General features: G+C 63.0%; 12 protein-coding genes. 6 read left to right on the plus strand and 6 right to left on the minus strand.

Annotated elements, in window-relative coordinates:
• Positions 1 to 70: 70 nt before the first annotated feature.
• The 3 genes from lysA to argH all read right to left on the minus strand — a co-directional run bounded on the left by lysA (position 71) and on the right by argH (position 3,047).
• Entirely contained in the window at positions 71 to 1,339 is a 1,269-nt protein-coding gene (gene lysA / locus IG197_RS19455; protein ID WP_192314399.1) for a diaminopimelate decarboxylase, read from the minus strand.
• 30 nt (positions 1,340 to 1,369) lie between these two features.
• Complete coding sequence (locus tag IG197_RS19460; protein ID WP_154386139.1) at positions 1,370 to 1,576, minus strand: lipoprotein; 207 nt, start codon at positions 1,574 to 1,576, stop codon at positions 1,370 to 1,372.
• 70 nt (positions 1,577 to 1,646) lie between these two features.
• Positions 1,647 to 3,047 (minus strand): argininosuccinate lyase, encoded by a 1,401-nt coding sequence (gene argH / locus IG197_RS19465; protein WP_192314402.1) that lies wholly within the window; start codon positions 3,045 to 3,047, stop codon positions 1,647 to 1,649.
• Positions 3,048 to 3,080: 33 nt separating this feature from the next.
• Here argH and IG197_RS19470 point away from each other — a divergent pair, with 33 nt between their 5' ends.
• The 6 genes from IG197_RS19470 to IG197_RS19495 all read left to right on the plus strand — a co-directional run bounded on the left by IG197_RS19470 (position 3,081) and on the right by IG197_RS19495 (position 9,438).
• Positions 3,081 to 3,773, plus strand: coding sequence for a TlpA disulfide reductase family protein (locus IG197_RS19470; protein WP_192314405.1), 693 nt, complete (start codon positions 3,081 to 3,083; stop codon positions 3,771 to 3,773).
• Between the two features lie 354 nt (positions 3,774 to 4,127).
• The gene (ugpB, locus tag IG197_RS19475; protein ID WP_192314408.1) at positions 4,128 to 5,438 is read left to right on the plus strand and encodes a sn-glycerol-3-phosphate ABC transporter substrate-binding protein UgpB; all 1,311 of its coding nucleotides are present in this window, start codon (positions 4,128 to 4,130) and stop codon (positions 5,436 to 5,438) included.
• Positions 5,439 to 5,651: 213 nt separating this feature from the next.
• Complete coding sequence (gene ugpA / locus IG197_RS19480) at positions 5,652 to 6,536, plus strand: sn-glycerol-3-phosphate ABC transporter permease UgpA (RefSeq protein WP_192314411.1); 885 nt, start codon at positions 5,652 to 5,654, stop codon at positions 6,534 to 6,536.
• A 40-nt stretch (positions 6,537 to 6,576) separates the two neighbouring features.
• Positions 6,577 to 7,425 carry a sn-glycerol-3-phosphate ABC transporter permease UgpE gene (gene ugpE / locus IG197_RS19485; RefSeq protein WP_192319863.1) on the plus strand — a complete coding sequence of 283 codons (849 nt, stop codon included), beginning with the start codon at positions 6,577 to 6,579 and terminating at the stop codon, positions 7,423 to 7,425.
• A complete protein-coding gene (gene ugpC / locus IG197_RS19490) occupies positions 7,425 to 8,471 on the plus strand; it encodes a sn-glycerol-3-phosphate ABC transporter ATP-binding protein UgpC (protein ID WP_192314414.1) in 1,047 nt (348 codons plus the stop codon). Before ugpE ends, ugpC begins: the two co-directional genes overlap by 1 nt.
• Positions 8,472 to 8,697: 226 nt before the next feature.
• Positions 8,698 to 9,438: a GGDEF domain-containing protein gene (locus IG197_RS19495; RefSeq protein WP_182575180.1), complete on the plus strand. Its 741-nt coding sequence runs from the start codon at positions 8,698 to 8,700 to the stop codon at positions 9,436 to 9,438.
• Between the two features lie 43 nt (positions 9,439 to 9,481).
• On the opposite strand, the gene IG197_RS19500 is transcribed toward IG197_RS19495, so the two are convergent.
• From IG197_RS19500 to IG197_RS19510, 3 genes are all read right to left on the minus strand, one after another.
• A complete protein-coding gene (locus IG197_RS19500; protein ID WP_192314417.1) occupies positions 9,482 to 10,363 on the minus strand; it encodes a 3-hydroxybutyryl-CoA dehydrogenase in 882 nt (293 codons plus the stop codon).
• A 111-nt stretch (positions 10,364 to 10,474) separates the two neighbouring features.
• Positions 10,475 to 11,404 carry an electron transfer flavoprotein subunit alpha/FixB family protein gene (locus tag IG197_RS19505; protein WP_067957700.1) on the minus strand — a complete coding sequence of 310 codons (930 nt, stop codon included), beginning with the start codon at positions 11,402 to 11,404 and terminating at the stop codon, positions 10,475 to 10,477.
• A 24-nt stretch (positions 11,405 to 11,428) separates the two neighbouring features.
• Positions 11,429 to 12,178, minus strand: coding sequence for an electron transfer flavoprotein subunit beta/FixA family protein (locus IG197_RS19510; RefSeq protein WP_067957703.1), 750 nt, complete (start codon positions 12,176 to 12,178; stop codon positions 11,429 to 11,431).
• Between the last annotated feature and the right edge of the window lie 171 nt (positions 12,179 to 12,349).

The raw sequence follows: 12,349 nt of genomic DNA on the forward strand, positions 1-12,349 counted from the left end.
ACAGCACTTCCGGGGCGGGCGTAAGGAACGCCGTAGAATTCCCTGCTCACCCTGACAATCTGGTGCGCCGTCAGGCGAGCCAGTCGGGCACGGAATCGAGGCCGATCAGCTCTTCATAGGTCCGGCGCTGGCGGACGACATGGAAACGGTCGCCGTCGACCAGAACTTCGGGCACCAGCAGCCGCGTGTTGTAGGTGCCTGCCTGAACCGCGCCATAAGCGCCGGCCGTGCCGACGGCAATCAGGTCGCCGGCCTTCAGCCTGGGCATGTCGCGGTCGAGGCCGAGGTAGTCGCCGGTTTCGCAGACGGGGCCGACGATGTCGACGGTCATGCGCGGCGCGTTTGCTGCCGGCTGCACCACCGGGCGGATGTCGTGATAGGCATCGTAAAGCGTCGGCCTGATCAGGTCGTTCATCGCCGCATCGACGATGAGGAAATTCTTGGCGTCGCCTTCCTTCACGAAGATGACTTCCGAAACCAGGATGCCGGCATTGCCGACGATCAGCCGGCCCGGCTCGAACATCACTTTGAGGCCGAGCTTGCCGACGTGCTTGTGCACGATCTGGGCATAGGCGTCGGGCAAAGGCGGCGGGTTGTTGTCGGTCTTGTAAGGAATGCCCAGGCCGCCGCCGAGGTCGACATGGTCGATCTCATGGCCGTCCGCCTTCAGCGTTTCCACCAGCTCGGCCATCAGCGCAAAGGCGTCGTCGAAAGGCTGCAGCTCGGTGATCTGGCTGCCGATATGCATATCGATGCCGGTCACCTTGATGCCGGGCAGGGCTGCTGCGCGGGCATAGGCTTCGCGCGCCCGCTGACGCGGGATGCCGAACTTGTTTTCGGCAAGCCCGGTCGAGATCTTCTTGTGCGTCTTGGCGTCGACATCGGGGTTGATGCGCAGCGACACTGGTGCGGTCTTGCCGTTGGCAACAGCGCGTGCCGACAGAAGCTCGAGCTCCGGCTCGGATTCGACGTTGAAGCACAGGATGCCGGCCCGCAGCGCGAAGTCCATTTCGCGCGCCGTCTTGCCTACGCCCGAAAATACGATCTTCCCGGCCGGGATGCCCGCCGCCAATGCGCGTCGCATCTCGCCTTCCGACACCGTGTCGGCGCCAGCACCCAGCCTTGCCAGCGTCTTCAGGACCGCCTGGTTCGAATTGGCCTTGAGCGCGTAGCAGACCAGCGCATCGAGATCGGCGAAGGCTTTGGAGAAGACCTGGAAATGGCGCGTCAGCGTCGCGGTCGAGTAGCAGTAGAACGGCGTGCCGACGGCAGCGGCGATATCGGTCAGCGCCACGTCTTCGGCGTGGAGGACGCCGTCACGATAGTCGAAATGGTTCACGGCAGCATGCTTTCGAAAATGAACAGCGGCTCAGAGCAGCGGGTCGAGGATGAAAGGCTTGTCCTCGACCGGTTTTACCGGTGCCGGGCCAGCCGGCTGGCCGGCTTTCTGGGCATCCTTCTGCGCCTGCACGGCAGCCTCATAGGGGGTGTCGAGGTCGCCCTTGCGGCCGCAGGCGGAAGCCATGCCAACCGCCGCAATCAGCCCGAGCGTCACCAGAATCCTGCCAGCGGTCATGTTCCATCCGTCCGCGAAAATTTCCCCGCTGCTTGTAGCGGAGATTCTTGGGCTTTGCACCCCGGCTAGATCACGCTTTTGCCAGCCGTTTCTTCCAATAGCGAACCTGCTTCTTGACCTCTGCAGGTGCTGTTCCACCGAAGGACGTGCGGCTCTTCACCGAGTTCTGCACCGACAGCACGGAGAAGATGTCGTCGGTAATGCCGTCATGGATCGACTTGAGGTCTTCCAGTGCCAGCTTTTCGAGCCCGACCTTCTTGCTTTCGGCCAGCGCCACGGCACGGCCGGTGACGTGGTGTGCCTCGCGGAACGGCATGCCCAGCGTCCGCACCAGCCAGTCGGCTAGGTCGGTGGCGGTCGAGTAGCCCGAGCCGGCGGCCTTCTTCATCGCCTGCTCGTTGATCGTCATGTCGCCGACCATGCCGGTCATCGCTGCCAGCATCAGGTCGAGCGTCTCGGCGGCGTCGAACACCGCTTCCTTGTCTTCCTGCATGTCCTTGGAATAGGTCAGCGGCAGGCCCTTCATGACGGTCAAGAGGCCGATCAGGTGGCCGTTGACGCGGCCGGTCTTGGCGCGCACCAGCTCGGCGGCGTCGGGGTTCTTCTTCTGCGGCATGATCGACGAGCCGGTCGAGAACGAGTCCGACAGGCGCACGAAGCCGAATTGCGGCGTCGACCAGATGACGATCTCTTCGGCAAGGCGCGACAGGTGGGTGGCTGAGATCGCGGCGATCGACAGGAATTCGAGCGCGTAGTCGCGGTCCGACACGCTGTCGAGCGAATTGCGCGTCGGTTCGCGGAAGCCGAGGGCCTTGGCCGTCTTGAAGCGGTCGATGGGGAAGCCGGTGCCGGCAAGCGCTGCCGCACCCAGCGGGCTCTCGTTCATGCGTTCGATGGCGTCGCGCACGCGGCTGAGGTCGCGGGCGAACATCTCGACATAGGCCATGCAGTGATGGCCGAAGGTCACCGGCTGCGCCGTCTGAAGATGGGTGAAGCCGGGCATCACGGTAGAGGCATGCTGCTCGGCGCGTTCGAGGAAGGCGGCGATCAGCCCCTTCAGTGCCTCGGCGACGCGATGGAACTCGTCCTTGACCCAGAGCCGGAAGTCGACGGCCACCTGGTCGTTGCGCGAGCGTGCAGTGTGCAGGCGTCCGGCGGAGGCGCCGATCAGTTCGGCAAGGCGCGACTCGACATTCATGTGGATGTCTTCGAGCCGGGTCGAGAAGGCGAACTTGCCGTCCTCGATTTCTCGCAGGATCGTGTTCAGGCCGTGAGCGATTTTCTGTTGATCGCCAGCCGAAATAATGCCCGTTTCCGCCAGCATCTCGGAGTGGGCGACGGACCCTCGGATGTCCTGGGCATACAGCTTCTTGTCGAAGCCGATCGAGGCGTTGATCGCTTCCATGATCGCAGCCGGGCCCGAGGCAAAACGTCCGCCCCACATCTGGTTGCTGGCCTTCTTGTCGCTCATCGTGATACCCGGGCTCCGGAGAAAATTGATTAGATGTCGGACCGCAGAAAAATGTTTCCAGCCCCACGCCATATACTGATTGCCGCCGTTGCGGGCGTGATCGCCGGCGCGGTCGCGGTATATGTCAGCACGACCCTTCCTGGCAACAAGACGCCGCAGCCGACGGTCGCCGCCGACACCAGTTCTGCAAGCCCCGACGACAAGCTGTGCGCGGCGAAGGCCGAAAGAGCCAAAGCCGTAGGTGCAGCCGCCGTCGGCCATGTCGCCGCGATGATGCCGGCCGACCCGCCGCAGTCGCTGAAGACGCTTGCCTTCAACGATCCCGAGGGCAAGCCGATGACCATCGCCGACCATGCCGGTCGCACGTTGCTGGTCAATCTCTGGGCCACCTGGTGCGCGCCGTGCCGCGCCGAGATGCCGGCGCTCGATGCTCTGGAGCGCGAGATGGGCGGCGAGGAGTTCGAGGTCGTGGCGATCAATGTCGACACCGGCGACGACACCAAGCCGAAGAAGTTCCTCGAAGAGATCGGCATCTCCTCGCTTGGCCATTACCGCGACAACACGCTCGCCGTGTTCAACGATCTGAAGAAGCGAGGGCTGGCGCTTGGCTTGCCTGTCACCTTGCTGATCGACGGCGAAGGCTGCCTGCTGGCCAACATGAACGGCCCGGCTGAATGGGCTAGCCCTGATGCGAGGACGCTCATCGAGGCCGCACTCGCCAAATAAGGCCGGCGTGTCCACACACGTTTATCTGTCCGTCTTTGCAATTTCAGATTGCAGGATTTGAGCGTGCATTTTCGCGATTTTCTTCCGCGAAGGACGCTTCGCGGCATGTTCATTCCATTTCCAGCCTTTCATTAGCCGGCGCGCTGGCAGTTGAGGTGGGTCTAATTCTCGGCAAATTGCTTTCGTTTTTTGGAAAACCGAAAGCTTCTCATAAGGTTGTGGCGAAAGCGAAATCGAAGCGAGCCGAATGCGACCTTCATACGATCGCTACAAAACTGTTGTGGCGCTGTCATAATCCGACAATACTGGTCCTCGCGGAACTAAACATTTCGCCAACCAGAACGGGAGCGAGACATGAAGACCCTAGGCTTCGCGGCCGGTGTTGCCGCCACCATGACGCTGTTGTCCAGCACCTCCGCCTTCGCCGTCACCGAGATTTCATGGTGGCACGCCATGACCGGCGCGAACAACGAGGTCGTCAACCAGCTTTCCGAAGAGTTCAACAAGAGCCAGAGCGAGTACAAGATCGTTCCGGTCTTCAAGGGCACCTATCCCGAGACGCTGAACGCCGGCATCGCCGCCTTCCGCGCCAAGCAGCCTCCGGCGATCATGCAAGTCTTCGACGCCGGCACGGGCACGATGATGGGCGCCGAAGGCGCCATCAAGCCGGTCGCCGAGATCCTGTCGATGGGCGGTCAGGCCTTCGACAAGAGCCAGTACCTGCCGGGCATCGTCGCCTACTATTCCAAGCCTGACGGCACGATGCTGTCGTTCCCCTACAATTCGTCGTCGCCGATCCTCTACTACAACAAGGACATCTTCCAGAAAGCCGGCCTCGACGTCGACAACCCGCCCAAGACCTGGGGCGAAGTCTGGGATGCCGCCAAGAAGATCAAGTCGAGCGGTGCTGCCCCCTGCGGCTTCACCTCGACCTGGCTTACCTGGATCCACACCGAGAATTTCGCCGCCTGGAACAACCTGTCCTACGGCACCAATGAAAACGGCATCGGCGGCACCAATGTCGAGCTCAAGATCAATGCGCCGGCCTTCGTCAAGCACTTCCAGGAGCTCGCCGACCTCGCCAAGGACGGCACCTTCAAATATGGCGGCCGCACGTCCGAGGCCAAGCAGATCTTCCTCGCCGGCGAGTGCGGCATCTTCACCGAATCCTCTGGCGGCCTTGGCGACATCGTCAAGTCGGGCATGAACTACGGCACCGGCCAGCTGCCCTACGAGGCTGACGCCGCCGGTGCGCCGCAGAACACCATCCCGGGCGGTGCTTCGCTCTGGGTTTTCGCCGGCCTGCCGGAAGAGCAGTACAAGGGCGTTGCCGCCTTCTTCAACTTCCTGTCGCAGACACCGATCCAGGCCCGCCTGCACCAGGTTTCGGGCTACCTGCCGGTCACGCTCGCTGCCTATGAGGAGACCAAGAAGTCGGGATTCTACGACAAGAACCCGGCCCGCGAGATCCCGATCAAGCAGATGATGGGCAAGGCCCCGACCGAAAACTCGAAGGGCGTCCGTCTCGTTAACCTGCCGCAGGTCCGTGACATCGAGAACGAGGAGCTCGAAAAGATGCTCGCCGGCCAGCAGACCGCCCAGCAGGCGCTCGACAATGTCGTCACCCGCGGCAACAAGGCGATCCAGGAAGCGCTGGGGAACTGAAGCGCTCCAATGTCATCGTAGCGTGCCCCTCATCCGCCTGCCGGCACCTTCTCCCCGCAATGACGGGGAGAGGGGACATGCGGCAACGTAGAAGCCCTCCCTCTCCCGTCCTTGACGAGGAGACGGTAAGGGTGAGGCAGCGCGAACGCTGAGCCGAAGGATCCGGCAGTGATGCCATCCAGCTTCTGACCAACGCGTAACGAGAGGCCCTCATTGTCCCCACGCGTCGTCTTCCCCAACAAGATCCTGCCCTATCTGCTGGTCGCGCCGCAGCTGGCGATCACGCTGGTGTTCTTCTACTGGCCGGCCAGCCAGGCGCTGCGCCAGTCCATGCTGAGGGAAGACCCGTTCGGCCTGTCGTCGAAATTCGTCTGGTTCGACAATTTCAAGAAGGTCCTGTCGGACCCCAACTATCTCAACTCGATCCAGGTGACTGCGATCTTCTCGATCTCGGTCGCCGCCGTCGCCATGGCTACCGCCCTGCTGCTCGCCGTCATGGCCGAGAAGGTGGTGCGCAGCCGCGGGCTCTACCGCACGCTGATGATCTGGCCATATGCGGTCGCACCCGCCATTGCCGGCATGCTGTGGCTGTTCCTGTTCAACCCCTCGATCGGCTCGCTTGCCTATGGCCTGCGCTGGCTCGGCATCAACTGGGACCCGCTGCTCGATGGCGAGCAGGCGATGGTGCTCGTGGTGGCTGCTGCGTCCTGGAAGCAGATCAGCTACAATTTCCTGTTTTTCGTCGCCGGCCTGCAGGCGATCCCCAAGACTTTGATCGAGGCGGCGGCCATCGACGGCGCCGGCGAGAAAAAGCGTTTCTGGACCATCGTCTTCCCGCTGCTCGCGCCGACCACTTTCTTCCTGCTGGTGGTCAACACCGTCTACGCCTTCTTCGACACCTTCGGCATCATCCATGCGGTGACCGGCGGCGGGCCGGGCAAGGCCACCGAGACCCTGGTCTACAAGGTCTACAATGACGGCTTCGTCAATCTCATCCTCGGCGACTCGGCGGCGCAGTCGGTGATCCTGATGGTCATCGTGATCGCGCTCACCGCCATCCAGTTCCGCTATGTCGAGAGGAAGGTGCATTATGGCTGAGCCGAAGCCGCTTCCGCCCGCAAGCGGGCACGACAAGCTGATGATCGGCCAGTCGATGGCTGGCGTATATATGGCGCACGCCATCCTGATCCTCGGCATCGTCATCGTCGCGTTCCCGATCTACTACACCTTCGTTGCCTCGACGCATTCGCTGCAGACAATCCTGCGTCCGCCGCTGCCTCTTTTGCCCGGCGACCGCTTCCTCGAAAACTACTCCGAGGCGCTGTTCGGCGGCGTTGGCCGCATCGGCGGCGTCAGCGTGGCGACGCTGCTCATCAACACCACCATCGTCGCTTTCGGCATCGCCATCGGCAAGATCATCATCTCGATCCTGTCGGCCTATGCGATCGTGTTCTTCCGCTTTCCCGGCCGGATGTTCTTCTTCTGGCTGATCTTCATCACCCTGATGCTGCCGGTCGAGGTGCGGATCCTGCCGACCTACAAGGTGATGGTCGACCTCGGCCTGATCGACACCTACACTGGGCTGATCGTGCCGCTGATCGCGTCCGCCACCGCGACGCTTTTGTTCCGCCAGTTCTTCCTCACCATTCCGGGCGAGCTGGTCGAGGCGGCGCGCGTCGACGGCGCCGGGCCATGGCGCTTCTTCAAGGACATCCTGCTGCCCTTGTCGCGCACCAACATCGCGGCGTTGTTCGTCATCCTGTTCATCTATGGCTGGACGCAATATCTCTGGCCGCTGCTCGTCACCAACCGCAACGACATGAACACCATCGTCATTGCGCTGAGGAAGATGATCTCCTTCGCCGATGCCGATACCGAATGGCATCTGGTGATGGTCACCTCAATGCTGGCCATCGTGCCACCCATCCTGGTCGTTGTGCTGATGCAGCGCTGGTTCGTCCGCGGCCTCGTCGATACGGAGAAATAATGGCAACCGTCGATCTCAAGGACGTACGCAAGGTCTATGCCGGCGGGGTCGAAGCGGTGAAGGGCGTCTCCATCGCCATTCCCGACAAGGCTTTGTGCGTGCTCGTCGGCCCCTCGGGCTGCGGCAAGTCCACGCTGCTGCGCATGATTGCCGGGCTGGAAACTATTTCGGCCGGCACCTGCTCGATCGACGGCAAGGTGGTCAACGCCATCGGCCCGACCGAGCGCGACATCGCCATGGTGTTTCAGAACTATGCGCTCTACCCGCATATGAAGGTCTACGACAACATGGCCTACGGCCTGCGCAACCGCGGCATGCCGAAGGACGAGGTCGACAAGCGCGTGCGGACCACTGCCAAGACGCTGGAACTCGAGCACCTGCTTGAACGTCGCCCGCGTGAGCTCTCGGGCGGCCAGCGCCAGCGCGTCGCCATGGGCCGCGCCATCGTGCGCAACCCGAAGGTGTTCCTGTTCGACGAGCCGCTCAGCAACCTCGACGCCAAGCTGCGCGGCCAGATGCGCGTCGAGATCAAGAGCCTGCAGCGCCAGCTCGGCGTGACCTCGGTCTACGTCACCCATGACCAGCTCGAGGCGATGACGCTGGCAGACGTTCTGGTGGTGATGAACGCCGGCCTGGTTGAACAGCTCGGCGCGCCGCTCGACATCTACGAAAAGCCGGCTTCTACTTTTGTTGCTTCGTTCATCGGCGCGCCGCCAATGAACCTTCTGCCGCTGCGCAGCGGCCAGCTCGAAGGTGCAGTGACACTTCCGGAAGTCGCGGGCAATGCCGCGACGATCGGCTTCCGCCCCGAGGATTGCGAAGTCGGCGCCGATGCTGCTGCATCCAGTGACGGCCTCCGGCTGATGGCCAGGGTCGAGGGCGTCGAACCGGTGGGTGCCGAGAGTTTTCTCTATTGCGCGGCAGGCGGCGGCAAGATCGTCGTGCGTGTCGCTGGCCGCACCGAGGTGCAGGCGGGTGACCAATTGCCGATGTTTGCGCGCCGCGAAAAATTGCATTTCTTCGGCAGCGACGGCAAGCGCGTCTAGAGGGAGGGCGACGAACCTCGCTGCTGTCGTGTCTTGCTGAGCTTTCGACGTGCGCATGGCTGTCCGACAGCAATCGTGAGCGATCGCTTGAATTTGACGACCTGTGCTAACCTCTTGTTCATGCAGCCTGATCGAAAATCGGCTCACGATCCAGGAGGTGTCAGATTTGCCGGCATCGTTGACGAAACTGTCTTCAAGGGCATGGTTGCAACTCGCGGGCTGGACAGTGTTCGGAACGCTCGGTTGTGTCGCCGTCTCGCTCGTGGTCACGATTGCCCTGTTTCGCAATGCCGGCTCGGAAATGCTCGGTCTCGCCTTGATCGAAGCGACGCTCGTGCCGATACTTTTGGCAGCACCGCTGTTTTTCTACCTGACGCTCAAGCTGCGCGAACTGGCCGTCGTCAACCACAAGCTCGTTGTCGCCGCCTCGACCGACGCACTGACCGCCTGCCTCAACAGGGGGGCGTTCTCATCCCGCGTCGAGAATGTGCTTACCCGCGAGATCGCGCGCCGCCAGCGCGCCATGGGCGCGTTGCTCGTCATCGACGCCGATCACTTCAAGATGGTCAACGACCGTTTTGGCCATGCCGAAGGCGATGAGGCACTGCGCGTCATCGTCGCGGCGATCCAGCCCTGCCTGAGGGGAGACGACATGCTCGGCCGTCTCGGCGGCGAGGAGTTTGCCGTCTTCCTGCCCGGCGCGTCGCCGCTCAGTGCCGCAGATATCGCCGAGCGTATCCGCCGTTCGGTGGCCGACGCACCCTTCCGGCCCGGCGGCAACCGCCACACGCTGACGGTCAGCGTCGGTGGCGCCCTGTTCGACCGGCCGGTGTTGTTCGAGGAGCTGTTCCGCGTCGCCGACCTGCATCTCTACGAAGCCAAGGGCGCAGGCCGCAACCGCGTCGAACTGGCGCCGATGCCGCCGGAACGGACGCCGAGCTGGTATTATCAGGGACGTCCGAACTGAGGCAGCAGGTTCATGGTGGGCGAGGCGCCCGCCGGAACGCCGCTCAGCGTGTCGGGACCGGGTGCTCGCCGCGATAGTCGTAGAAGCCGCGTCCGGTCTTGCGGCCGAGCCAGCCGGCTTCGACATATTTCACCAGCAGCGGGCAGGGGCGATACTTCGAGTCCGACAAGCCGTCGTGGAGCACCTGCATGATCGACAGGCAGGTGTCGAGGCCGATGAAGTCGGCGAGCTGCAGCGGCCCCATCGGGTGATTGGCGCCGAGCTTCATTGCCGTGTCGATGGCTTCGACGGTGCCGACGCCTTCATATAGCGTGTAGATCGCCTCGTTGATCATCGGCAAAAGGATGCGGTTGACGATGAAAGCCGGGAAATCCTCCGAGACCGTCACCGTCTTGTCGAGGTTGGCGACATAGGCCTTGGCGGATTCGAAAGTCTTGTCTTCGGTGGCGATACCGCGCACCAGCTCGACCAGCTTCATCACCGGCACCGGATTCATGAAGTGGATACCGATGAAGCGCTCGGGTCGATCGGTCTGGGCGGCCAGCCGCGTGATCGAGATCGACGAGGTGTTGGTGGCGAGGATCGCCTCCGGGTTCAGCTGCGGACACAGCTGCGCATAGATCTTGCGCTTGATCGTCTCGTCTTCGGTCGCCGCCTCGATGACGAGATCGGCGCTGGCGAGGTCGGCCATGGCGGGTGCGGACGAGATGCGGTTCATCGCATCCTTGCGGGCCTGGTCCTCGAGCTTGCCCGAAGCGACCTGGCGCGCCAGATTGCCATTGATGGTGGCGATGCCTTTTTCGATGCGCTCCGGCGACACGTCGTAGAGCAGCACACTGTAGCCGGCGAGTGCCGAAACATGTGCGATACCGCCGCCCATCTGGCCAGCGCCGACAATGCCGATCGTCTCGATCTTACCCGTCATCACACCTATCCCGTCGCAGGCTCTTTTAGTTTTGTGCAATGCAAACTAAATGGCCGGGGTAGCACTCGTCTACCCCGGCCATCACATTTTAATCCCTGAGCTGATCGGGCGTCAAAGCGCCTTTTCGAGCTCGGGCAGGACAGTGAACAGGTCGCCGACGATGCCATAGTCGGCCACCTGGAAGATCGGGGCCTCTTCGTCCTTGTTGATGGCGACGATGACCTTCGAGTCCTTCATGCCGGCGAGGTGCTGGATCGCACCCGAGATGCCGCAGGCGATGTAGAGATCGGGGGCGACCACCTTGCCGGTCTGGCCGACCTGCCAGTCGTTGGGAGCGTAGCCGGCGTCGACCGCAGCACGGCTGGCGCCGACGGCGGCGCCGAGCTTGTCGGCGACGGGCAGGATGACTTCCTGGAACTTCTCCGACGAACCGAGCGCGCGGCCACCCGAGATGATGATCTTGGCCGAGGTCAGCTCCGGACGATCGCTCTCCGACAGCTTGTTCTCGACGAAGCTCGACAGGCCGGGATTTGCGGCTGCAGCAACCGCCTCGACGGCGGCTGAACCGCCCTCGGGGGCTGCCTGGAACGAGGCAGTGCGCACGGTGATCACCTTCTTGGCCCCGGGTGCCTGCACCGTCTGGATGGCGTTGCCGGCATAGATCGGACGCTTGAAGGTGTCGGCCGAGACGACCTCGATGATTTCCGAGACCTGGGCGACGTCGAGCAGGGCAGCGACGCGCGGAGCAACGTTCTTGCCGGTCGAGGTGGCAGCGGCGACGATGGTGTCGTAGTTGCCGGCGAGGCCGACGACGAGTGCCGCAGTCGGTTCGGCCAGGCGTTCGGCCAGTTCTTCGCTTTCAGCGAGCAGAACCTTGCGCACGCCCTTCAGCTTGGCGGCTGCATCGGCCGCTGCCTTGGCGCCCTTGCCGGCGACCAACACGTCGATGTCGGAACCGATCTTCAGGGCCGCCGACAGCGCCTTGGCGGTCTGGTCGGAGAGCGAAGCGTTGTCGTGTTCGGCGATGAGGAGAATTGCCATGTTTTTGATCCCTTTCCGCTTCGCTTAGAGCACGCCGGCTTCGTTGCGCAGCTTGTCGACGAGCTCAGCCGCGGTCTTGACCTTGATGCCTGCCTTGCGGCCACCCGGCTCCTCGGTCTTCAGCACCTTGAGGCGCGGCGTGATGTCGGCACCGAAGTCGGCGGCCGACTTCTCGTCGAGCGGCTTCTTCTTGGCCTTCATGATGTTGGGCAGCGAGGCATAGCGCGGCTGGTTGAGGCGCAGGTCGACTGTGACGATCGCCGGCATCTTGAGCGACACCGTCTGCAGGCCGCCGTCGACTTCGCGCGTCACGTTGGCATGATCACCGGCGAGCTCGATCTTCGAGGCGAAGGTGCCCTGGGCCCAGCCCAGCAGGGCCGCCAGCATCTGGCCGGTCTGGTTCGAATCGTCGTCGATCGCCTGCTTGCCGAGCAGCACCAGGCCCGGCGTCTCAGCCTCGACCACGCCCTTCAGCACCTTGGCGACGCCGAGCGGCTCGACGGCTTCGTCGGTCTTCACCAGGATGGCGCGATCGGCGCCCATGGCGAGAGCGGTGCGCAGCGTTTCCTGGGCCTGCGCAGGTCCGATCGAAACCACGACGATCTCTTCGACCTTGCCGGCTTCCTTGAGGCGGATGGCCTCTTCGACGGCGATCTCATCGAACGGGTTCATCGCCATCTTGACGTTGGCGAGCTCAACGCCCGAGCCGTCCGATTTCACGCGCACCTTCACGTTCGCATCGACAACCCGCTTGACCGGGACGAGAACTTTCATGGGCTGGTACCTCTCTGAACAGCGATATTGTGCGCGCTATAGCAGCGCTTGGCCCCACGCAATTGTCGATTGCCGACATATTGGGCGGAAAAACAGACTTGATCTCGCGCTTTTGGTGGCGGGAGGGCTGCCGCAAGCGGCGGGACCGTAGTTGCGGCTAACCTTAGCGTC

The sequence above is a fragment of the Aminobacter sp. SR38 genome (genome assembly GCF_014843375.1).
Classification (GTDB): Bacteria; Pseudomonadota; Alphaproteobacteria; order Rhizobiales; family Rhizobiaceae; genus Aminobacter; species Aminobacter ciceronei.

Excerpts from the sequence above, each read along its gene's own strand:
- IG197_RS19505 (WP_067957700.1), bottom strand. The coding sequence starts at position 11,404 with ATGGCAATTCTCCTCATCGCCGAACACGACAACGCTTCGCTCTCCGAC.
- argH (WP_192314402.1), bottom strand. The coding sequence starts at position 3,047 with ATGAGCGACAAGAAGGCCAGCAACCAGATGTGGGGCGGACGTTTTGCC.
- IG197_RS19470 (WP_192314405.1), top strand. The coding sequence starts at position 3,081 with ATGTCGGACCGCAGAAAAATGTTTCCAGCCCCACGCCATATACTGATT.
- IG197_RS19510 (WP_067957703.1), bottom strand. The coding sequence starts at position 12,178 with ATGAAAGTTCTCGTCCCGGTCAAGCGGGTTGTCGATGCGAACGTGAAG.
- IG197_RS19500 (WP_192314417.1), bottom strand. The coding sequence starts at position 10,363 with ATGACGGGTAAGATCGAGACGATCGGCATTGTCGGCGCTGGCCAGATG.
- ugpE (WP_192319863.1), top strand. The coding sequence starts at position 6,577 with ATGATCGGCCAGTCGATGGCTGGCGTATATATGGCGCACGCCATCCTG.
- ugpB (WP_192314408.1), top strand. The coding sequence starts at position 4,128 with ATGAAGACCCTAGGCTTCGCGGCCGGTGTTGCCGCCACCATGACGCTG.
- ugpC (WP_192314414.1), top strand. The coding sequence starts at position 7,425 with ATGGCAACCGTCGATCTCAAGGACGTACGCAAGGTCTATGCCGGCGGG.
- IG197_RS19460 (WP_154386139.1), bottom strand. The coding sequence starts at position 1,576 with ATGACCGCTGGCAGGATTCTGGTGACGCTCGGGCTGATTGCGGCGGTT.